The following is a 22,202-nucleotide window of genomic DNA, read 5'->3' on the forward strand; positions in this document are numbered from 1 at the left end:
AGACGTAACTCCCTCTTATGGCTACATTGCTTATAGTCATTATAGTGCTTGCCCTGATCTTCGACTACATCAACGGTTTTCACGATGCGGCAAACTCTATAGCGACGATAGTATCTACCAAAGTGCTCACGCCTTTCCAGGCAGTATTGTGGGCAGCTTTGTTCAACTTCCTGGCGTTCTTCATATTTAAAGATCATGGCGTGGCCAATACCATTGCCAAAACGGTAAAAGAAGAATTCATCACACTCCCGGTGGTTTTTGCGGGACTTATCGCAGCCATCTTCTGGAACCTGCTTACCTGGTGGTTTGGTATCCCTTCCAGCTCTTCGCATACGCTGATAGGCGGCTTTGCGGGTGCAGCCATTGCACACGCAGGCTTTAACTCGGTAAACCCGGAGCCGGTAATTAAAACGGTTAGCTTTATCCTGCTGGCACCAATGGTGGGTATGATCGTGGCGTTTATCATTTCGCTTTGGTTCATCAACTCTTTCAGAAAAGGGCCCGCCCCCAAACTGGTTTCAATAGGCGTATTGATCATTGTGGGTATCATCCTGTTCAACAACATGGAAACCCACCCGGACAAATTGAAGACCCACTACGATTCCTACCTGGCAAGCATCATCTTCGATTCAAAGAACTTTAAATGGATACTGCTTAGTTCTGTACTTGGCTTCATGGCTATATTTACGCTGTTCCTGAGCACCCTGAACGTTGCCCGGGCTACAGTATGGCTCAAGCGTTCGCAGCTGGTTTCTTCGGCGGCTTTCAGTATTGGCCATGGTGGTAACGATGCCCAGAAAGTAATGGGTATCATCACCGCAGCCCTTATAGCAGGTGGTAAGATATCCAGCTTTGACGAAATGCCTGTTTGGGTGCCGCTGGCGTGTTACGTTGCGATTGCGGCAGGTACCATGAGCGGTGGCTGGAAGATCATCAAAACCATGGGTACACGTATCACCAAAGTAACTCCATTTGAAGGTGTGGCTGCTGAAACGGCCGGTGCAATAACCCTGTTCGTGACTGAAAGCCTGAAGATACCGGTGAGTACCACGCATACTATTACCGGTTCTATCATAGGTGTCGGGGCCACTAAACGTTTGTCGGCCGTACGCTGGGGCGTTACCATCAACCTCCTGTGGGCCTGGATACTCACCATCCCGGTAAGTGCCGGCATTGCGGCTCTCGTGTATTATATAGTTTCTGCACTGGGAATGGGATAAATATTACATTATTAACACATAGTTAGACAGTTACGCGCGGGAAAACCCGCGCGTTTTTGTTACCTTTGTAGCTTGCCTTTTTTGAAACGGGCAGGTAGTTTTTGAATGTCGTTACCACCGCTGTTAAGACACGTCTATAACCATGGCACCGAAGAGGTGATACGCAGAGGTAAAAAGATTTTTTACACTGCAGGAGTACAGATGATGGATGTTGACCACCTGATAGAACAGGTGCGTTTTCGCGTGCGGAATGATGTGTACCAGAACTATTACACAGTAACGGTCAATAAATATCTCGACCCGAAAAATCTTTCCATTCGCTGCCAATGCCCTTACAACCTGGGCGAGATATGCCGTCACGAAGTGGCTGCATTATTCCAGCTGAACGACATATTGCAGAGCGGCTTTTTTGAGAATACAGATATCACGTATGACCAAAAACATACCGTGGTGCGTATGCGCCAGGTGAGTATGCAAATGCTGCGCGTATTTGCGTCGCCCGAAGCAATGGAAAAAGCGGAGATCTGGGCAAGCAATAATAAGGCTATCCTCACGTCGAGCAAAAACGATAAGATAGAAGCCGAAGTACCTGACGAAGAAGAAACTTATAAAGTAGCCATCAGGCAAAACGACGACCGCTATTTCGATACATCTTGCAGTTGCAGCGAAAATAAACATCCCCTGTGCGTGCATAAGGCAACGCTGTTCATTCAATTGCTAAAAACTTTTGGTCCGCAGTATTTCCAGTCGTTGCGCGATTGGGATGAGCAGAAGAACAAGCTGCTCAAACAATATGGCTACACACTGAATGATGATCTTACCAATAAGTTCACGTTCACTTACGAGAATGGCAAACCATTTTTGCGTGTACTGGATCCTTCTATCCAGAAAGTAGCACAGACGCATACTAATACATATACTAACACCACACGCCCTACTCTCACCTCTTCAAAGCCGGAGCCAACGGTAGAGGAAGAAAAACGTTTGGGCATTGTGGTAAACACCAAGGTTAGCTGGTATCCATTTGTCAACTGGCTGCTGGTAGCGGGATCCGTAGATGAAGACGAAAAGAAATTCATCAATGGCATAGAGAAGCTGGAACTGCAACAGTACGTCAACCCGCACCAATTCCGCGAAGATGAACGTGAGCTGCTGCCGGTGATACGTAAGTTCATGCCGGAAGAAGTGCTGAAGTACCTGAAGAAGAACTTACCTTTTGGTGACCTGTATGATGATTACGTGCAGGTATTGAAAGAACAACCTAATGAGGAAGTAAGGGATCAGACGTGGGAATACCTGCTGCCTAAATATCATAAGCTGCTGGAGCGTTACGCGAACCACTCGCTTTGTTTCCTGCACAATACATCGAAGAACCTTACAGCTTCAAGCCTCGAGCCGATAGCGTTTTCTGAGAAAAAGGCGCATCCTCAATTGAGTGTTTTAAAGGATGGGAAAACCTACACCGTTAGTCTCAACTGGCGTGTGGATGATAGTTACATCCCTTATTCTGATACTACTATATTAAACGCAGGCCTCTTCCTGCACGATTATACGCTGTACTCTGTAGCTAATACTGCAGAAGTCACATTAGCAGAACAGTTCCTGCCCAATGGCGAAATGAAGATCGCTGCGAAAGATTGGGCTGAGTTCCTGCGTGAGCAGTTGATGCCATGGAGCCAGACCGTGTATGTAAACTTCTCTGAAGACATTGTAGAACGTGTAGATCGCGCTAAACCTAGCTACCACTTGTACCTGCAGGAGCGCGAGCAAATGCTGATACTGCAACCTGCCTTCTCGTACAACGGAGTAGAGATACGTCATGGTTTCTTTGGCGACCTGATACAACCTCAGGATGGCATCGTTAAGATCATTGAGCGCAACGAGACCGAAGAGCAGCAGTTCATCAACATGCTGGCCGGCCTGCACAGCGATATACAGTACAACAAGAAAAATAATTTCTATTACCTGCCGGCAACGTCAGTACTAGCCAACAACTGGTTCTTCCGTTTCACCGACATCATGCGCGAATGGAACGTGGAGATGTTTGGTTTTGAAGGACTGAAGAATCTGCGCATAAACACACACAAGCCTACTACGCGGGTAAACGTTGCCAGTGGCATTGACTGGTTTGACGCTTCGATAGACCTGGTGTTTGGAGAACAGGCGGTGTCTATTATAGAAGTAAAAAAAGCCCTGGCACAAAAACAGAACTTCGTCAAGCTGGATGATGGTTCGATCGGTTTGCTGCCTGAAGAATGGCTGAAGAAATATGCTCTGCTCATCAAGATGGGCGAGGCCAAAGGCAATAAGCTGCGCCTGAAAAAATTCCACTTCAGCGTGCTGGATGAATTGCTGGCCGAAGTAGACGAAGAAGCGCTGCAACACGAGCTGGAAGAAAAGAAAGAACGACTGGAGAACATCATTGCTAACGATTTCAGCAATGTGGATCCGCCCAAGGAACTCATCGCAGATCTTCGTCCATACCAGTTAACCGGTTTCCAGTGGCTTACATTCCTGAACGAAGCTGGCTGGGGGGGTATATTGGCCGATGATATGGGTCTTGGTAAGACCGTACAGACGCTTACATTCTTCCAGCATTACAAGAATAATAATCCCGATGCCAAATTCATGGTAGTATGCCCTACCACGCTGATGTACAACTGGGAGAATGAGATCAGGAAGTTTACCCCAACGCTAACGCACTTCATTCATCACGGGCCAAAACGTATGGCCGGCGAGCGTGCATTTGCACCTTACGATATTATCATCACTACTTATGGCACCATGCGTAGTGATATCAAAATATTCAAAGAGCTACCATTCGATTACGTAGTACTCGATGAATCGCAATCGATCAAGAACCCGCAATCTCAGGTGGCTAAAGCCGCACTATTGCTGAACGCAAAGAACAGGCTGGCGCTGAGTGGTACGCCCGTACAGAACAATACTTTCGACCTGTACGCGCAGATGAACTTCCTGAACCCCGGCATGCTGGGCAGCAGGGAATTCTTCATGAACGAGTTTGCGACACCGATCGATAAATTCCAGGAAAGCGAAGTAAAGCAACAACTGAAGAAGCTTACTTATCCTTTCATGCTGCGCCGCACTAAAGAGCAGGTGGCAAAAGACCTGCCGGAAAAAACGGAAACAGTGCTCTTCTGCGAAATGGGAACGGAACAGCGGAGGATATACGAATCGTATCGCCGTACCTACCAGTCGGAGATACTAGGAATGATAGAAGAGAAAGGCATGGAACGCTCTACGTTCCACATCCTGCAGGGTCTAACCAAACTGCGCCAGATATGCGACTCGCCTGCCATCCTGAATGAAGCAGAGCGTTTCCACAACTACTCTATCAAGCAGGATGAACTAACGCGCGAGATCAATGAAAACGTGGGCAATCACAAGGCCCTCATCTTCTCGCAGTTCCTGGGCATGCTGGCGCTGATACGCAAAGAGCTGGAAGAGAAAAACATTCCTTATGCCTATTTCGACGGTAGTTCTTCTTCTACCGAAAGAGAGATTGCCATACAGCGATTCCAGAACGATGAGGACTGCCGTGTGTTCCTGATTTCACTCAAAGCGGGTGGTGTCGGTTTGAACCTTACCGCTGCAGACTACGTGTACATCGTTGACCCATGGTGGAACCCTGCGGTAGAGCAACAAGCCATCGACCGTACACACCGTATCGGGCAAACGAAGAACATCTTCGCTTACCGACTGATATGTAAGGATACAATTGAAGAGAAAATGCTGATACTCCAGGAACGCAAGCGGGCACTGGCAAGTGATCTCGTATCAGATGACAATGCATTCCTGAAACGACTGACAAAGGAAGATATCGCTTACCTATTCAGCTAATAGTATACTACAAATAAAAAGCCGGGATAAACATGATCGTTTATCCCGGCTTTTTTATGCGGTTTGTTATTCTAGTATTCGATCACCAGCCTTGTAAAGCTGATCGCATCTCCTGACCTCAGTTTCACGACATAAACACCTACAGACAGATCATGAACGGCAACCTGCGTTTGTGTGGATGTTGTTGAACATTCGCCTTTGAACACAACTTGTCCGATAGCGTTTACTATCTCGTATGTTGCTCCATTTACGTTACCATGTTCAATAGTAAACATACCATTGTTTGGATTAGGATATAAACGGATCGCATTCTGACGGCTTACTCCTTCTACCGAAGTATTGATGTTCACAACCACTGCCTGGCTGGTAGCCGTAGCGGGCGCTGCACAGTCGCTGCTGCTTGTTACCTCTACAGATACTGCATCATTGTTCACAAGGTTACTGGCGCTCCATGTTTGTCCTGTTGCGCCCGGAATGTTATTGCCATTTAGCTTCCACTGGAATGTTGGTGTCAGACCACCATTGATAACATTGGCCGTGAACGTCACCAGCTGCCATGGACTAACCTGCAATCCGGGACTGGCGCTAATACTCACACCGGCAGGCTTTTTATCTACGATCACAATATTATGGCTATTACTGCTTGCCGTAAGCGTAGAGCCGCAACCAGTTGTCGTAACTACACAGTTGATAACATCGCCTGTTGCCAATGTTTTGCTCACAAACGTAGCGTTAGTTTCTCCTGCTATCGGCGAACCATTCTTCATCCACTGGTATTGCGGGTTAGCTCCGCTCGTAACAAGAGCATAGAATGCTGCGGTATTACCCATACAAATCGTATCGCCGGGGCTGGCGTAACTAGTAACAGCAGGTGGAGTGTTAGAGCCAATGGCTACCACTTCTGTGTCTATTTGCGAGGTGCAGCCGTTCAGTGTAGTATAGAGCGTGTAGTTGCCCGCATGCGCTGTGGTAGTACCAGAGATAGATGGGTTTTGCTGGTTTGATGAAAAACCAAGAGGACCACTCCAATTATACGTAACACCTGCCACAGTCGATGAACCAGACAGGTTAAGTGTTTGTCCTGCACATACTGGTGAGTTACTGTTAATAGACGGTTTGGCAAGAGCGCCAACACTAATGTTTGTACCATTGTCGCGCCCCGTATACGATACATTGCTGCCTACGATGCGCACACGATAACCATTGCCATTAGGTGTTGACGAAGGTATAGTAACACTGATTGTTCCGCCACCAGTAGCTGTTACACTACCAATATTGGTAGGACTCGCAAAGCTTCCGCCGGCATCCGATAGCTGCACAGTAAACACGTTGTTTGCAGCGAAGAAAGAAGTATTATTGACGGAATAGCCTATGCTGTAAGTTTGGCCCGGGCATAAATTTGAAGGCACTGACGTAACGGCTACTATACCCCATAGGTAGTCGTACACCTGTTGCACTTCGGCATTAGTCAGCGCCCGATTGAATAAGGCGACTTCATCCATCCGACCATCTACCGGGTATGGGTAGTTTACAAGATCATGTCTGCCTATCCACAGATCAGCAGTATTCGCGCCGATACTGCCTGAAACATTTTTCGTGTAATACGGTGTTACCGAACTCACGTAATTATTAGGATCCATTGCTACCTGGTAGTGTTTAGCTGTAGTCCCGTCATAACTGGAAACTAAAAGATACCATTGACCCGTAGTCACATAATTGCCGGCCGGGATAGTGCTATTCACAGCGGGAACCGAAGTATAGCCTCCCCAAAACTGTTTGTTATTGGGACTATTAATAAAACAGCTTTTGTCGAACGGATCATCGGTAATAGTAAGTTGGTAGTGTCCTGGTGTCTGATCATTTCCTTTTGCTATTATAAAATTCGACTGGCAAAGTGCGCTATTAAAACTATTGAAACGCACCATAGCCACCATTGTTATTGCAGAAGGTTGTAATGAACTGTGGTGCGGTATTACCGCGACGCTATTAGAGCCATTAAAATCCATAGCTTTATTAGCCACATTCCTGAAACCTTGATTAGAAGTCAGGCTTGTAACAGACGATGAATTCCGGCCGTTACCACTTACATCCGGCAATGAAATAACAGGGCCGGGACTTTGTGCAAAATCCCAACGTCCGATACATCCCGAAATCCCGCCTGGATAATTTGTTTGAGCCGACACACTAAAACTTGCCGCCACAAGGGCTGATAGTAAAATTCTTCTCATCTGTATTGTAAATATGAAGCAATATAATGTAACTGGTAAAAAAAACGAAAGGCATCCGGTGAAGGATGCCTTTCGTTTTGTGAAACTGCGATTTGATCCAGCGAATGGTGCTTTTCATTCATTGAAAACACCTGCTAATTCCATTATTTGCTAATAACTATCCGAGAACGGTAATTCTTACCGTCAACATCCGTTTTCATCAAATAAACACCCTGCGCCACTTGTGACATATCAACCACCACAGACGACGAGCGTGCCCTGTATTGCTGGCGATGCACTATTTGCCCTACAGCGTTCAGCACTTCTATCTGCCCATCAGCTGATGGTACTTCGTTAAACGTTACAGTAAAGGCACCGTTGTTTGGATTAGGATAGATGCTGATGTTGTTTCCTTTATCAATTTCTCCCACCGAAGTATTGATATTCACAATCGATGCCTGGCTGGTTGCAGTGGCTGGCTCCGCGCAGTCGCTGCTGCTGCGTACAACCACAGATACCGCATCATTATTAACAAGGTTGTTTGTGCTCCATGTTTGGCCTGTTGCACCGAGGATATCGTTACCGTTCAGCTTCCATTGATAAATTGGCGTTAATCCGCCGTTGATGACATTGGCTGTAAATGTCACCGTTTGCCATGGGCTTACCTGGAGGCCGGGGTTAGCACTGATGCTTACGCTCGCAGGCGTTTTACCAACTATCACAACACTGTGGCTGTTGCTGGTTGCCGTGAGTGTAGAACTGCAACCTGTTGTGGTAACCACACAATTGATCACATCACCTGTGCTTAGTGTCTTGCTCACAAACGTTGCGCTGGTTTCTCCCGCCATTGGCGAACCATTTTTCATCCACTGGTATTGGGGGTTAGCACCGGCTGTAACCAGCGCATAAAATGCAGCTGTACCACCAACACAGATCGTATCGCCGGGGCTGGCATAGCTTACAACATTTGGTGGTGTGTTAGAGCCGATTGCCACTGCTTCTGTATCTACCAGCGATGTACATCCGTTCAGGGTAGTGTACAGTGTATAGTTGCCCGCGTGTGCTGTAGTCGTGCCTGGTATTGATGGATTGGGCTGGTTTGACGAAAAGCTCAGAGGACCACTCCAGTTGTAGGTAACACCAGGGGTTGACGATGAACCTGACAAATTAAGTGTTTGCCCGGCACATACTGGCGTGTTGCTACCTGCAGATGGTTTAGCAAGACTTGTAACGGTCAGGTTAGTGCCATTATCCCGACCCGTATACGACACGTTGGTGCCAACAATACGGATCCTATAACCTGTACCACTTGGTACAGAGCTCGGTACCATACAGCTGATTGTGCCGCCGCTGGTAGCTGTTACACTACCTATGTTGGTAGGACTGGCGAAGCTTCCGCTCGCATTAGACAACTGCACCGTAAACACGTTGCTGGCGGAAAAGAATGAAGTATTATTTACAGTATAGCCAACGTTGAATGGCTGATCTGTGCAAATATTGGTGGGTACAGACGAAACTGCTACTATACCCCACAGGTAGTCATACACTGATTGAACTTCTGCATTAGTAAGTACTCTATTGAATAAAGCTACTTCTTCCATTGAACCATAAACAGGATAAGGGTGGCCCGGCACACTATGCCCTCCAATCAATAGGTTTTGGGTATTTGTTCCGATAGTACTTGAAACGTTTGTTGTAAAAAAGGGTGTAATAGTGCTTACGTAGTTGTTGGGATCCATCACTACCTGGTAATGTTTTAATGTTGTGCCGTCATAGCTTGACACAAACAGGTACCATTGACCCGTAGTCAGATAATTACCCGCAGGCACTAGGTTGGTCAAATTAGTTGCACCATAAAGCGCATAGAACTGCTTGTTAAATGGACTGTTGACAGTGCAACTATTATCGTAAATATTGTCGCTTACAACGAGCGCATAGTTGCCAGAGGTAAGGTTGTCGCCTTTTGAAATAATATAATTGCCCTGGCACTGACCTGTATAGAACCCATTAAACCTAACCATCGAAACCATTGTAATAGCTGTTGGCTGCAATAAGCTTGCGTGGGGAATCGTTGCCAGGCTGTTAAATCCATTAAATGCCATCGCCTTATTAGCTACACCTCTAAAACCGGTCGCAGACGTCAGGTTATTGACCGAAGAAGAGTTGTTTCCGTTTCCACTTACATCTGTTAGTGCACTAATTGGACCACCCCCTGTTGCAAAATCCCATCGGGCGATACATCCCGAAATCCCACCGGGGTAATTAGTTTGAGCAGACACACTAAAACTTGTGGCCACGAGGACCGATAGTAAAATTCTTTTCATTGCTCGTTAATTATGGATTAAAATATTTTACCAATTTAGTGATCTTATTTTAAGAATAAAATAGGTGTATAAAAAACAATAAGAACAAAAAAACAAGACATAACACATTGGCTATCAAAATCCATTACATAAAAAAGCCGCCCTCTATGAGGACGGCTTTTGATTTCAGATTGTCGTTATTGTTACAGTGCCAGGTCAGCATCAGAGGCACCACCTTCGTTACCTGCAGCAAAGCCTTCGCTGTTAGCTTGTGCCTGCTGTTGGTTTTCGTTGCGTTGTGGGCGCTCACGACGCTCACCACGGTCGCGGTTGCCACCTTCGCGACGTTCGCCACCGCCCCTGCGGTCACCACGGTCGCCACCACCACGGCGGTCGCCACGGTCGCCTCTTTCGCTGCGCTCAGGACGCTCGCGTTTTTCAGGCTCTACATAACCTTCAGGTTTTGGCATCAGCACTTTGCGGCTCAGGCGCAGTTTACCTGTTTTCGGATCGGTGCCTACCAGTTTTATTTTCACTGTATCGCCCTCTTTCAGTACACCTTCTAGTGTATCGAGACGGCTCCAGCTTACTTCTGAGATGTGCAGCAAACCTTGTTTGCCAGGCATGAACTCGATGAACGCACCGAAAGGCATGATGCTCTTCACAGTACCTTCATAGGTCTCACCTATTTCTGGCATAGCAACGATGCCTTTGATCCATTTCAGCGCTTTGTCGATATTCTCTTTGTTAGCAGCGAATATCTTCACTTCACCGCGATCGTTCACTTCTTCGATATTGATAGTAGTGCCGGTTTCGCGTTGGATCTCTTGTATCACTTTACCACCTGGTCCTATCACCGCGCCAATAAATTCGCGGTCGATGTTGATCTGCTCGATGCGTGGTGCATGTGGTTTCAGTTCAGTACGTGCTTCAGGTATACATTGGTACATCGCATCCAGGATGTGGAGACGGCCTTTACGTGCTTGCTCCAGCGCCTGCATCATGATGTCCATGCTCAGGCCATCTACTTTGATATCCATCTGGATACCGCAGATACCATCGCGTGTACCGGTTACTTTGAAGTCCATATCACCCAGGTGATCTTCATCGCCCAGGATATCGGTAAGAACTGCAAACTTACCATTCTCGCCAGAGATCAGACCCATTGCCACACCACCTACGTGTTTAGGCAGAGGTACGCCAGCATCCATCATTGCCAGTGAACCGGCGCAAACAGTTGCCATTGACGAAGAACCGTTAGACTCAAGGATATCTGATACGATACGTACTGTATAAGGGAATGATTCACCTGTAGGTGCCATTTGTTCCAAAGAACGTTTGGCCAGGTTACCGTGACCTACTTCTCGACGGCCGGGGCCGCGTTGCATCTTCACCTCGCCTGTTGAGAACGGAGGGAAGTTGTAGTGCAGTATGAATTTAGAGTAGTTAGAAGTAGCAGCGCTTTCTATCAGCAGCTCGTCTTCTTTAGTACCCAGTGTAACTGTGGTCAGCGATTGTGTTTCACCGCGTGTGAACAATGCAGCACCGTGCGGAGAAGGCAGGAAGTCAACTTCCATCGTCAGCGGACGAACATCTTCCATACCGCGGCCGTCAAGACGACGACGATCGTTCAGCATCATAGCGCGTACGATCTCTTTCTCTACATCGTGGAAGTATTTAGAAATGAGCTTCTGATCTTCTTCAGGCATTTCTTCGCCTTTCGCGATCTCTTCGAATGCTTTATGTACTTCATGCATTGCATCATGGCGCTCGTGTTTGCCAAGAGCAGCGCGTGCTACAGTTGCATATTTTTCACCGGCAAATTCTTCAATGCGTTTTTTCAGTTCAGGGTTCTCATAAGGCTTAGTGTATTCACGTTTGCCAGTAACGCCTATCTTATTACGCAATTCAATTTGTGCTTTGATCTGCTCGCGGATAGCTTCGTGTGCCAGCTCGATAGCTTTTACAACATCAGCTTCCTGGCATTCTTTAGCCTCACCTTCCACCATCATGATGTTCTTTTCAGTAGCACCGATGATGAAATCCATATCAGCATCTGCCAGCTGGGTGCGCGTAGGGTTAATTACGTACTCGCCATTGATGCGGGCAATGCGTACTTCAGAGATGATCTCCTGGATGGGCACGTCAGAAACGGCCAGAGCTGCCGATGCAGCCAGGCAAGCCAGTGCATCAGGCATTACTTCCATGTCAGAAGAAATAAGGGTGATGATCACCTGCACGTCGCAGAAATAATCATCAGGGAACAGCGGGCGCAGAGCGCGGTCTATCAGACGCGATATAAGAACTTCATAGTCGCTCAGGCGGCCTTCGCGTTTGAAGAAAGAACCTGGTATACGACCTGCAGAAGCAAATTTTTCCTGGTAGTCAACTGTCAGCGGGAAGAATGATTGCCCGGGTTTTGGCTCGGCGTTGGCAACAACAGTTGCCAGCAGCATACAGTTACCCATGCGAACCAATGCCGATCCATCGGCCTGGCGCGCAAGACGTCCTGTTTCTATGCTGATCTCACGCCCGTCTTTCAATTTGAAAGAAACGGAAACGGGATTAGGAATCATACGATAAATTTAGATATGTTCAAGAAAAACTATTCCCAACCGTTATCAGTTGGGAATAGCTATTGAGTTGCAGCTTATTTACGGATACCAAGCTTTTCGATCAGCGCACGATAAGAAGCAAGGTTCGTGCGAGTCAGGTATTGCAGCAGGCGCTTGCGGCGACCTACCATTTGCATGAGTCCGCGTTGGCTGGAGAAATCTTTTTTATTAGTCTTAAGGTGATTCGAGATGTGATTGATACGCTCAGTGAGCATAGCTATCTGGCCTTCGATAGAACCCGAATTGTTTTCGTTTTCACCGTAAGTTTTAAAAATGGTTGTCTTTTTTTCAGCAGTTAAATGAGACATTTGGCATCAAAATTTTTATAACGACACTTTTTCAGTTTGCAAAGATAGGGAAAACTGTTGGATTAATTAATAATTTTTATTGAGGGATGTTGGATTTTAGATATTTGATGTTGGATACCCTATGTAGTGTTGACTTTCCTAAGCAACATTAAACTATTTCACCATTTGATTGTGACCCCGCTGAACTGCATCAAGGAAGTTGTTCAGTTTCTTTCCCAACCGGTCAATTTTTTCGTGCAGGTCGTTATATAGCACCTGGTTTTGCAAAGACCCTGTTTCATAAAGGGTTTCTAAATGGTCCATTGTTTCGCAGTTCGAAGCCAAAGAAAATATGATGAACCGGATGAATTCCTGTTTGTATGCACGTCGTCCATAGCCTTCAACGATATTCGTTCTTACCGATTTACTTGACCTCCGAATCTGTTGACCGGTTTCAAATAGCTCGAATTTTGGCAATTCAAGGCTCATCTTGTGAACAAGGATAGAAATCTCCCTTGCCAGTGCCCATATTTCCAGTTGGCGGTAACTCATTTCGAATAATCTATCTCAAATTATCAAAAATCTAGTATCCAGTATCCAATATCTAATATCCAACTATCCTCCCCACATCTTATTTTTGCGAGCTATGACGCTTGCTGCCCAGATAAAATGCGCTACTGAGGATGCCCTGAAGCATCTATTCCCGGATGCGGAGATCAATCCCGCTTCCATTACTATTAATCTGACCAAACCTGAATTTAAGGGAGACTACACTATCGTATTATTCCCTTTTGTAAAGCAACTGCGCCAAAAGCCCGATGCCTTAGGCAAAATGCTGGGCGACTACCTGGTAGAAAAATGCACCTTGTTCAGCGGTTATGATATTGTGAGTGGCTTCCTGAACATGACAATAAAGGACGGTGTCTGGCTTTCGTTCCTGCAAAATCATTTTAATGATGTCCATTACGGCGAAAAGTCTGGTCACGACCGACGGGTAATGGTGGAATATTCTTCGCCTAATACCAACAAACCGCTGCACTTTGGCCACCTAAGGAACATCTTCCTTGGTTATGCTGTAGGTAATATCTTGCATGCAGTAGGTGAGCAGGTGGTAAAAGCCAACCTGATCAACGACCGTGGTATACATATATGCAAGTCGATGATAGCCTGGCAACGTTATGCAAATGGCGATACACCTGAACGCACCGGCATCAAAGGCGACCACCTGGTGGGCGACTATTATGTAAAGTTCAACGACGCTTACAAAGCGGAGGTGGGCGAACTGGTTGGCAAAGGCATGGACCAGGCCACTGCTGAAAAAGAAGCACCCATCATGAAAGAAGCGCAGGAAATGCTGCGTCAGTGGGAAGCCGGCGATAAAGAAGTGCGCAGCCTGTGGGAAATGATGAACGGCTGGGTGTACAAGGGCTTTGACGTGAGCTATAAAAACCTGGGCGTAGACTTTGAGAAGATGTACTACGAAAGCGATACCTACCTGCTGGGTAAAGCCATAGTAGAAGAAGGCCTGCAAAAAGGTGTGCTCTATAAAAAAGAAGACGGCTCTGTTTGGGTTGATCTTACCGAAGAAGGCCTTGATCATAAATTGCTGCTGCGCGGTGATGGCACTTCTGTGTACATCACGCAAGATCTGGGTACTGCCAAACTGAAATTCAACGATTTTAAGCTTGACCAATCTGTATATGTCATTGCCGACGAACAGAACTACCATATGCAGGTGCTGAAGCTGATTTTGAAAAAGCTGGGAGAACCTTGTGCAGATGGTATCTATCACTTGTCGTACGGCATGGTGGAACTGCCTACAGGCCGTATGAAGAGCCGTGAAGGCACCGTAGTTGATGCTGACGACATGATGGAGGAAATGATCAACCTCTCGCGCGAGCAAACAGAAGCTGCCGGCAAGACCGAAGGTTTTTCACAAGAGGAATTGACGAAGCTGTATAACACCATCGGTATGGGCGCGCTGAAGTTTTACCTGCTGCGCGTAGATCCGAAGAAGAAAATGATATTCGACCCAAAAGAGTCGATAGACCTGCATGGTTTCACTGCTACGTTCATTCAATATGCACACGCACGTATCTGTTCTATCTTGAGAAAAGAAGGTGTTGCCCTGCTGCCGGACAGCACCAAATTCCAGTCGTTGCACTTGTCAGAAGAAATATTCCCTTCTGAAAAGAAACTGGCAGTGATGCTGGAGCAATACCCGACGATAGTTGAAAACGCAGCCGCAGAATTCAATCCGTCTGAACTTTGCAACTACGCATTCCAACTTGCACAACAGTTCAACTCGTTTTACGATGAGCACAGCATTGCCCGTGCTGAGAACGAAGAGAAAAAACAACTGCGCCTGATGCTGATCATCATGACCGCACAGGTGTTGAGGCATTCCATGAATCTTCTGGGTATCAGGTTGCCGGAAAAAATGTAAGGCTATTCAAGTACTAGTCGGTGGGTGGATGTAGTATTATCTTCAGTCACCACCGTCACAAAATACACACCCGGTGCAGCACCGTTCAACCGGATAACTGCAACGGGTGTTTTTATGTCCTTCCGGAAGATAGTTTGCCCTACTATAGACGTCACTTGGACAGTCTGGATGTTCTCGATCCCTTCAATGATAAACTCGTCTTTTGCCGGGTTAGGGTAAACGCGAAATCCTGTATTTGACTTTACAGTTTGAGGTACTGCCAGGAAACGCTCGTATAAAATTGAATCCGCTTTCCTGGCATCCGGCACACCATAGCCCATAAGAGAATCGGGGGTGGCGTACTGATGCGCGCTCTTTTTGATCGCCTCTATAATATCGATGTTCGACGCATAAGGATACGCCTGCTTCAGGCAGGCGGCAATGCCGGCTATCTGCGGGGTTGCGGAAGACGTTCCTCCGTAAAAAGAAGTATATATCTGCCCATTGTCACTGATTGAATATCCATTTCGTGTAAGCGCTGCAACATCAGGCTTCACCCGTCCGTCGAACGAAGGACCGAATGATGAAATCTGGTCGTAATTGCGTAGCGAGTCTGCCCCACCCACACATAAGATGCTGTCCGCGTCACAAGGTGCGCAGATAAAACCTGAATTGCCTGCTGCGTTTACAATGATCATTCCCTTTGCTGCAGCCACACGCACACCATTGGTCACGATCGTTGTTTTCCCGTCCATATCAGAATAGATATAATCTGCAGTTGGCGCATCAAACTTTTTATAGCTGATAGATGCGCTGACAACTTGTGCGCCAATACTATCCGCCCACTCCAGCGCCGCGATATAATTAAATTCATCATCGTGCGTTTCAGTAACCGGGTGATCGGTCACGGCCAGTAACACATCTACATCAGGTGCCAGTCCCACAAAGCTTCCAGGTATATTAGCTATAATTTTGGACGAGCAAAAAGTGCCGTGACCCGAACCGTGATAGACATTGGCTGAATTTGTCCAGAAATCATAAGTAGCCTTAAGTCCGTTGCGCTGCCTTAGCGCCTCGAAATACGGGATAGTGTCAAAGCCGTTGTATCCCGCGTCAAAGAATGCAAGAGTTACACCTTTGCCTGTATATCCTTTATTATGCAGATAGTCAATATTATATAAATGGTTCTGCATGGTAGCCGCTCCATAGTCAATAAGTGCCGTTGTTTTATTTGCCATTTCCAGATCTACCTGCTGCGTGCCTGCAACTTCAAATTTGTTAATTGCTGCAGCCTGGATTGGCGCTTGCTGCACGCGAACAATGTTATCTGACACCTGCCGCAATGCTGTAGGCAACATGTCCGTTTCTACCAACGCAGCATTCAGCCAACGCGATGTTCGGACAACCTGTACTCCCGCTGAGCGTAGTTTTTCAATATCGGCTTCATTTACCGCGACATCGTATATGTCGAAACCTATACCTTGTGCTTTGCGCTGCTGTAATGCAGCAGGACTTAAAGAAATGGCATTTTCGCCACCACCCGCTTTGCTACCGAAGTAAACTATATAACGGTCTTTAGCCTCTACAATAAAAGAAGCTATCAAGCACAACAGGGTTAAATAAGCTTTCATGAAGTAAAATTACATATGGATGCAACCCACGCATCAACGTTACCAGGAAATGACAGGCGGATTACAAGTACACTAGTTGCTCCTTAAATGCACTTGCGCCTTTTGGGCTTTGTAGGCAGGATACCAGGCAGCCGCCAATCCCACCAGCAGAATAGTTCCGAGTATTAGCACGAAATCCCACCACTCCAGTGATACAGGATAGGCTTCGATGATAAAATTGCCCTGCATTTTTATCCATTGGAAATGCTTTTGGCCCATGCTGATGAGCGCCCCTACGAACAAGCCGATCACGCCACCTGTAAGCGCCCAGAGCACACCTTCGGCAAGGAAAATATTGCGTACAGTAGATGGCTCTGCACCCATGGCTTTGAGAATCGACATGTCCTTTTGCTTCTCGAGCACCAGCATGGTTAGCGCACCCACCATGTTGAAAGAAGCGATCAACAACACCAGAACGAGAATGGCAAACACCGCCCACTTCTCGCTTTTCATCACCATGTACAGTGTTTTGTTCTGCTCAAAGCGGGTAGCTACAGTAAAGTTCTTCCCCAGCTTTTCAGATAGCTCGCGCTGCACACGGTCCGCGCTCGTATTGGCAGCCAGCTTTAACTCCACAGATGAGTATTGCCCATCAGTTTGCATCAGCTCCTGTACCAATGGCAATGGTGCCAGTATATACTTGCTGTCAAATTCATCCTGCACCTGGAATACACCGTCAGGTTTCAGCTGTAAGGTCTGGAAAGCAGATGTCGGGTTAAGCGCAAGGTTCGAGGATTTGGCATTCGGATAATGCAGCACCAGCGTGCTAAATGCATTGGTGATATCCAGCCCCATTTCATTGGCCAGCTGCAAACCCATAAGCGCCGTAGGTGCCGGGCTGAGGCTGACTGAATCTGTCCCTTCAATGACATATGGCTTGACCTCGTTTACCTTAAGATAGTTCTGGTCGATGCCTTTCAGCATGGCCACTTTCGTTTCGTCGTTGCCGGTGAGCAGCACATTATCTTCCAGCACCGTAGTGATGCCAGACACGCCCTCGATACTTCTTACGCTGGCCATCTGCTGCGCATCCAGCGAAAAGAATTTTCCCCTAGTAGCCGTGATCTTTATTTCGGGGTAGAAGGCCTTATACAGGTCACTGACCAGGTCGGTAAAGCCATTCAGCACCGAGAATAGGATGATCATAGCAGCACTGGCCACGGCAATGGCCGTCATGCTGATGCGTGACAGAATGGGTACAATGTTGGCCGTGCGTTTGCCGCGCAGGTACCTTAGCGCAAGCTGCCGGGTGAGGACGGAGTTCATGCTTACTCTTCGGCAGGCTTATTATCGCCCGGTTTGGGTTCTTCTTTTATCTTCTTAAACAGCTCTTCCATCTTGAACACATAGTCCAAAGTATCATCTGTAAAAAATATTAATTCGGGAACGCGGCGCAGCTGGTTTTTGATACGTTGCCCCAGTACCTTGCGGAACTCCCAGCCTTTCTCCTTTATCTCGTGCATCATCTTCGCCGGGTCTTTTACCTGGAAAAGACTCAGGTAAATGCGCGCCTCCAGCAGGTCCGGGGTCACCATTACCTTCGAAATGGAGATCATCCCGCCATCCACGATGTTATATCCTTCTCGCTGAAATATGTCACTCAGTTCCTCCATTATCAGCTTTCCAACCTGTTTCTGCCTTTTGCTTTCTTCCATATTCGGGCTTTTTACGAAGGTAAAGGTAAAGGAAAGCGCATTTATTGTCATATTTGGCTGAATTCTCATCTTCAATTCGCTAGTATTTATTAAATTCGTAGCCGCAAATCCTGAATTGTTTTAATGAAAAAGATCTATCTGCTGCTGAGTGCAGCCGGCGTTATCAGCCTTAGTGCTTGTGAGGAAAAGGGACCGGCCATTGATTTCGGAACCACTGCCGTTGCCAAAGACACGACTTACATGGCCAAAGTAGAAACGCCAGATAAGAAAGTAGTTTTAGTAGAGGAGTTGACAGGCGCATCATGCACGCCTTGCGTTCCTGCCCGTGAAATGCTGGCCGGGATCGTCAGCCAACACGAGGGACAAATAGCAGTAATGGAAATGCACATTTTCGCGAACGCTCCACAAACAAAACCCATAAAAGATCATAGCCAATACGACCTGAGAACCGACGATGGTACAGAAATCCAGAAAGCGTATTACTCAGATATGATAGGTATTCCTGTAGCTGGTATAGACCGCGTGCCGGTGAACAACGTCAACGCCTTAACGACTCCTTCGTGGGCCGGCGCTATTGACAAAGAACTGCAAAAAACGCCACCGGTAAATGTGAAGGTAAAAAGCACTTACGATGAATCGTCAAAAAATGCTGTGATCACCATAACGGCAAGCTATACCCAGGCTGTTTCTAAAAAACAGTTCCTGTCTGTAGCCATTCTGGAAAAAGACATTGTAGATGCCCAGGAAACAACGACTGGTGTTGAACCCAACTACACATTCAAACACACCTTCCGCGATATGATAACAGGTGTGAATGGCGACGAGTTCCTGAAAGACCAGGCTACCAAAGACGCTGGCCGTGTGTACGAGCGTACTTTCATTTACCCGGTAGATGCTAAATGGAAACCTGAGAACTGTGTAGTGGTAGCTTATGTGCATGGAGAAGGCGAGAACAAAGAAGTGCTACAGGCTGGCGAAACAGACCTGAAAGGTCAATAACACTGCCGATAAAAACTTTCTATTATTTTTAAGTCCTGCTTCTGGCAGGACTTTTTATTTGGCACATCCGAAGACATACAAACGCACAATCCCCGGCACCATAGCGCTATGCCTGGTGTTCATCGTATTGCTTTGTTATACGGGTGGACTTGTGGTATGGAATGTAGCCCGCGAGATCTCGTATGAATACGTACGGAGCTACGGGAATGAGCTGAAGTTCAGGGACACTATTACGGTCTCTGCCGAAACCATCAAAGGAAACGAAGAATTGAACTGGGTGCGACACGATGAGATCCGCTACCACGGCCAGATGTATGATATTAAGAAACAGATTTCGCTTGACAACGGCAAGATCATGCTGGTAGGTTATTTCGATAGCTGGGACAGTGATTTATTCAGTGAATTGGAGCGACTGCTTGAACCTTCTCCCGGGCAAACCCCGCAAAACGAAAATGAGTTCTTTTGGCTGGCAGATGCAGTTTTGCCCGGCAATCATTTAACATCCGCGACTTATCCAAAGATAATTTTACGCCATTTCTCTAAGGACGGCCAGCACTTTCATCTCAGCTACTCACCGGACATCCCGGTGCCCCCGCCCAATGTGTGTTTTGCATAACTGATCGTTTGTCGCCACCGGCGACTGCACTCTTATTTGAAACAATCACACCACTTACAAATGAAAAATCTATTTACACTAATAGGTGTAATGGGGCTATGTACAGCTGCCCATGCACAAACAGAAACAGATAGCATACACCCGATACGGATGGACCAGGTGGTGATATCTGCCAACAAATTCAACGAAAGCAAAAAGGATATTGCCCAGCCCCTGCAACTCATCACCCGCCAGGAAACCGAATGGGCCATGCCCCAGACTACAGCTTCATTGCTGGAGCAAACCGGAAATGTATTCGTGCAACGCAGCCAGATGGGCGGCGGTAGTGCAGTCATCCGTGGTTTTGAGGCCAGCCGTGTATTGATGGTGGTAGATGGCGTTCGTATGAACAACGCTATTTATCGTGCAGGCCATCTGCAGAACATCATCACTATTGATAATAACCTACTGGAGAGCACTGAAATACTCTACGGTCCGGCCTCTACACTTTATGGTAGTGATGCCTTAGGCGGTGTAATCGTGTTCAATACGAAGAATCCTGTCGTGTCGGGTAGCAGCAAAACCAAAGTAAGTGGTAATGCCATGACACGCTACAGCACGGCCAATCATGAAAAGACAGCCCATGTTGATCTCAACCTCGGTCTTAAAAAGATCGCTTTCCTCACCTCCGTCACCTACAGCGATTTCGACGACCTGAGACAAGGTACGTTCCGCAATCCGTTCTATGGCAGCCTGGGCCTGCGCGACAGCTTTGTAACTACCATCGATGGAGTAGACAATATCGTAGCAAACGATGACAACAATATCCAGAAGTTTAGCGGATACAACCAGGTGGATGTGATGGAGAAGATATTATTCCGTCCAAGCTGGCGTATATCACATACACTCAACCTGCAATACTCCAACAGTTCTAACATCCCACGTTACGACAGGCTGACGGATATGCGTAATGGTCGTCTGCGCTATGCGGAGTGGTATTACGGTCCTCAGCTGAGGATGATGGGCGCCTACCAGTTCCATGCACACGACCTTGTAGGCTTCTTCGACGAGATCAAAGCAGGTGCCAGCTACCAGCGTATACAGGAGAGCCGCTACCAGCGTTCTTTCAAGTCGAAAGACCTGCAGGCGCGCATCGAAGATGTGGATGTGATCGGTTACAATGTCGACTTCCGCAAAGAAATGAAGAAACACGAGCTGACCCTCGGTACCGATGGGCAATACAATAAGGTGAAATCAACCGCTCACATAGAGAATGTCAACACCGCGGAAACCACACCGCTCGACACGCGCTACCCCGATGGCGGCAGCAACATGTTGTATGCAGCGGTGTACGGTCAGCACCTTTACAAGATCAATAGCAAGTTGGTGTTGAACGACGGTGTGCGCCTCAACTATACCAGCCTGAAGAGCAAGTTTGAAGATCAAACCTTCTTCCCGTTCCCCTTTAGCAGTGCAGAACAGAACAACCTGGCATGGAGTGGCAACCTTGGGTTAGTGTATATGCCGGCCGAAAGATGGCGTTTTGCAGCCAACAGTTCAACTGGTTTCCGTGCGCCGAATGTAGACGATATGGTAAAAGTATTTGAATCGACAGCAGGCGGTAACCTTATCGTTCCTAATCCGGATCTGAAACCTGAGTACACCTACAACGTAGATCTTGGTATCAACTACATCGTTGACAATACACTAAAACTGGAAGCAAGTGGTTTCTACACCTGGTTCCGCAACGCGATCGTTACGGATAAGTTCACGCTCAATGGTGCAGATAGTGTAGAATACGATGGTAAAATGACAGCTATATTCGCAAGCCAAAACAAAGCACGTGCTTGTTTATACGGTTTCAATGCAGCTATTACAGCTCAACTGATGCCACGTGTTACTTTGTATAGCACCATCAACTTTACCTACGGCAGGTATTTCAATGCGGCAGATAAAGAAACTCCACTCGATCATATTCCACCTGTATTTGGGAAGACCAGTATTATTTACCGTGAAAAGAAATTCACCGGCGAGGTATTTGCCCTGTACAACGGCATGAAGCGACTGAAAGACTATAGCGCATCCGGCGAAGACAACCTCGCCTATGCAACAGCTATGGGCATGCCGGGCTGGTATACGCTGAACCTACGTGCCGGGTATCAGGTGCACCATCGCATCAGCGCAGAGGTAGCTCTGGAAAACATATTGGATTATAACTACCGTGTTTTTGCCTCAGGCCTCAGCGCACCGGGTCGCAACCTTGTGGTTACGCTGCGCGGAAACTTTTAATTAATCCCCTATATGAAACAAAAAGGCCGGGCAACCGGCCTTTTTTTATGGCCCGTCCGCTGAGCTTGAAATAAGC

The 22,202-nt window shown here is 47.1% G+C and carries 14 protein-coding genes; 6 read left to right on the top strand and 8 right to left on the bottom strand.

Annotation, left to right across the window (positions count from 1 at the left end; all coding sequences use genetic code 11):
• Window positions 1-17 precede the first annotated feature (17 nt).
• Together P2W83_RS04570 and P2W83_RS04575 are read left to right on the top strand one after the other, a co-directional pair.
• Window positions 18-1,220, top strand: coding sequence for an inorganic phosphate transporter (locus P2W83_RS04570; protein WP_276132512.1), 1,203 nt, complete (start codon window positions 18-20; stop codon window positions 1,218-1,220).
• 105 nt (window positions 1,221-1,325) lie between these two features.
• A complete protein-coding gene (locus tag P2W83_RS04575) occupies window positions 1,326-5,081 on the top strand; it encodes a DEAD/DEAH box helicase (RefSeq protein ID WP_276132513.1) in 3,756 nt (1,251 codons plus the stop codon).
• 71 nt (window positions 5,082-5,152) lie between these two features.
• Here the strand turns inward: P2W83_RS04575 and P2W83_RS04580 are convergent, their stop codons facing one another.
• The 5 genes from P2W83_RS04580 to P2W83_RS04600 form a co-directional block, all read right to left on the bottom strand.
• Window positions 5,153-7,309, bottom strand: a complete 2,157-nt coding sequence (locus P2W83_RS04580) for a T9SS type A sorting domain-containing protein (RefSeq protein ID WP_276132514.1) — start codon at window positions 7,307-7,309, stop codon at window positions 5,153-5,155.
• Between the two features lie 143 nt (window positions 7,310-7,452).
• A complete protein-coding gene (locus tag P2W83_RS04585) occupies window positions 7,453-9,612 on the bottom strand; it encodes a T9SS type A sorting domain-containing protein (RefSeq protein ID WP_276132515.1) in 2,160 nt (719 codons plus the stop codon).
• A gap of 182 nt (window positions 9,613-9,794) precedes the next feature.
• Complete coding sequence (gene pnp, locus P2W83_RS04590) at window positions 9,795-12,167, bottom strand: polyribonucleotide nucleotidyltransferase (protein WP_276132516.1); 2,373 nt, start codon at window positions 12,165-12,167, stop codon at window positions 9,795-9,797.
• Window positions 12,168-12,241: 74 nt separating this feature from the next.
• Window positions 12,242-12,514: a 30S ribosomal protein S15 gene (rpsO, locus tag P2W83_RS04595; RefSeq protein WP_276132517.1), complete on the bottom strand. Its 273-nt coding sequence runs from the start codon at window positions 12,512-12,514 to the stop codon at window positions 12,242-12,244.
• Between the two features lie 153 nt (window positions 12,515-12,667).
• Window positions 12,668-13,045, bottom strand: coding sequence for a four helix bundle protein (locus tag P2W83_RS04600; protein ID WP_276132518.1), 378 nt, complete (start codon window positions 13,043-13,045; stop codon window positions 12,668-12,670).
• Window positions 13,046-13,139: 94 nt separating this feature from the next.
• Between P2W83_RS04600 and argS the strand changes: the two genes are divergently transcribed.
• Window positions 13,140-14,939: an arginine--tRNA ligase gene (gene argS, locus P2W83_RS04605; RefSeq protein ID WP_276132519.1), complete on the top strand. Its 1,800-nt coding sequence runs from the start codon at window positions 13,140-13,142 to the stop codon at window positions 14,937-14,939.
• 2 nt (window positions 14,940-14,941) lie between these two features.
• Here the strand turns inward: argS and P2W83_RS04610 are convergent, their stop codons facing one another.
• The 3 genes from P2W83_RS04610 to rbfA all read right to left on the bottom strand — a co-directional run bounded on the left by P2W83_RS04610 (window position 14,942) and on the right by rbfA (window position 18,243).
• Window positions 14,942-16,549, bottom strand: coding sequence for a S8 family peptidase (locus P2W83_RS04610; RefSeq protein WP_276132520.1), 1,608 nt, complete (start codon window positions 16,547-16,549; stop codon window positions 14,942-14,944).
• 72 nt (window positions 16,550-16,621) lie between these two features.
• Window positions 16,622-17,854 carry an FtsX-like permease family protein gene (locus P2W83_RS04615; protein WP_276132521.1) on the bottom strand — a complete coding sequence of 411 codons (1,233 nt, stop codon included), beginning with the start codon at window positions 17,852-17,854 and terminating at the stop codon, window positions 16,622-16,624.
• 2 nt (window positions 17,855-17,856) lie between these two features.
• A complete protein-coding gene (rbfA, locus tag P2W83_RS04620) occupies window positions 17,857-18,243 on the bottom strand; it encodes a 30S ribosome-binding factor RbfA (RefSeq protein WP_276132522.1) in 387 nt (128 codons plus the stop codon).
• Between the two features lie 123 nt (window positions 18,244-18,366).
• On the opposite strand from rbfA, the gene P2W83_RS04625 reads away from it, so the two are divergent.
• Genes P2W83_RS04625 through P2W83_RS04635 form a run of 3 tightly spaced genes read left to right on the top strand, consistent with a single transcriptional unit; the run spans window position 18,367 to window position 22,126 of the window.
• A complete protein-coding gene (locus tag P2W83_RS04625) occupies window positions 18,367-19,242 on the top strand; it encodes an Omp28-related outer membrane protein (RefSeq protein WP_276132523.1) in 876 nt (291 codons plus the stop codon).
• Between the two features lie 58 nt (window positions 19,243-19,300).
• Window positions 19,301-19,858 (top strand): hypothetical protein, encoded by a 558-nt coding sequence (locus P2W83_RS04630; RefSeq protein WP_276132524.1) that lies wholly within the window; start codon window positions 19,301-19,303, stop codon window positions 19,856-19,858.
• 60 nt (window positions 19,859-19,918) lie between these two features.
• Window positions 19,919-22,126, top strand: a complete 2,208-nt coding sequence (locus P2W83_RS04635; protein WP_276132525.1) for a TonB-dependent receptor — start codon at window positions 19,919-19,921, stop codon at window positions 22,124-22,126.
• The last annotated feature ends 76 nt before the right edge of the window (window positions 22,127-22,202 follow it).

It is taken from the genome of Polluticoccus soli, assembly GCF_029269745.1.
In the GTDB taxonomy this organism is placed as follows: domain Bacteria; phylum Bacteroidota; class Bacteroidia; order Chitinophagales; family Chitinophagaceae; genus Polluticoccus; species Polluticoccus soli.

Coding starts and splice junctions, on each gene's coding strand:
- P2W83_RS04600 (WP_276132518.1), bottom strand. CDS start 13,045: ATGAGTTACCGCCAACTGGAAATATGGGCACTGGCAAGGGAGATTTCT.
- rbfA (WP_276132522.1), bottom strand. CDS start 18,243: ATGGAAGAAAGCAAAAGGCAGAAACAGGTTGGAAAGCTGATAATGGAG.
- P2W83_RS04610 (WP_276132520.1), bottom strand. CDS start 16,549: ATGAAAGCTTATTTAACCCTGTTGTGCTTGATAGCTTCTTTTATTGTA.
- P2W83_RS04575 (WP_276132513.1), top strand. CDS start 1,326: ATGTCGTTACCACCGCTGTTAAGACACGTCTATAACCATGGCACCGAA.
- P2W83_RS04615 (WP_276132521.1), bottom strand. CDS start 17,854: ATGAACTCCGTCCTCACCCGGCAGCTTGCGCTAAGGTACCTGCGCGGC.
- argS (WP_276132519.1), top strand. CDS start 13,140: ATGACGCTTGCTGCCCAGATAAAATGCGCTACTGAGGATGCCCTGAAG.
- P2W83_RS04585 (WP_276132515.1), bottom strand. CDS start 9,612: ATGAAAAGAATTTTACTATCGGTCCTCGTGGCCACAAGTTTTAGTGTG.
- P2W83_RS04570 (WP_276132512.1), top strand. CDS start 18: ATGGCTACATTGCTTATAGTCATTATAGTGCTTGCCCTGATCTTCGAC.
- pnp (WP_276132516.1), bottom strand. CDS start 12,167: ATGATTCCTAATCCCGTTTCCGTTTCTTTCAAATTGAAAGACGGGCGT.
- P2W83_RS04635 (WP_276132525.1), top strand. CDS start 19,919: ATGAAAAATCTATTTACACTAATAGGTGTAATGGGGCTATGTACAGCT.
- P2W83_RS04625 (WP_276132523.1), top strand. CDS start 18,367: ATGAAAAAGATCTATCTGCTGCTGAGTGCAGCCGGCGTTATCAGCCTT.
- P2W83_RS04580 (WP_276132514.1), bottom strand. CDS start 7,309: ATGAGAAGAATTTTACTATCAGCCCTTGTGGCGGCAAGTTTTAGTGTG.
- rpsO (WP_276132517.1), bottom strand. CDS start 12,514: ATGTCTCATTTAACTGCTGAAAAAAAGACAACCATTTTTAAAACTTAC.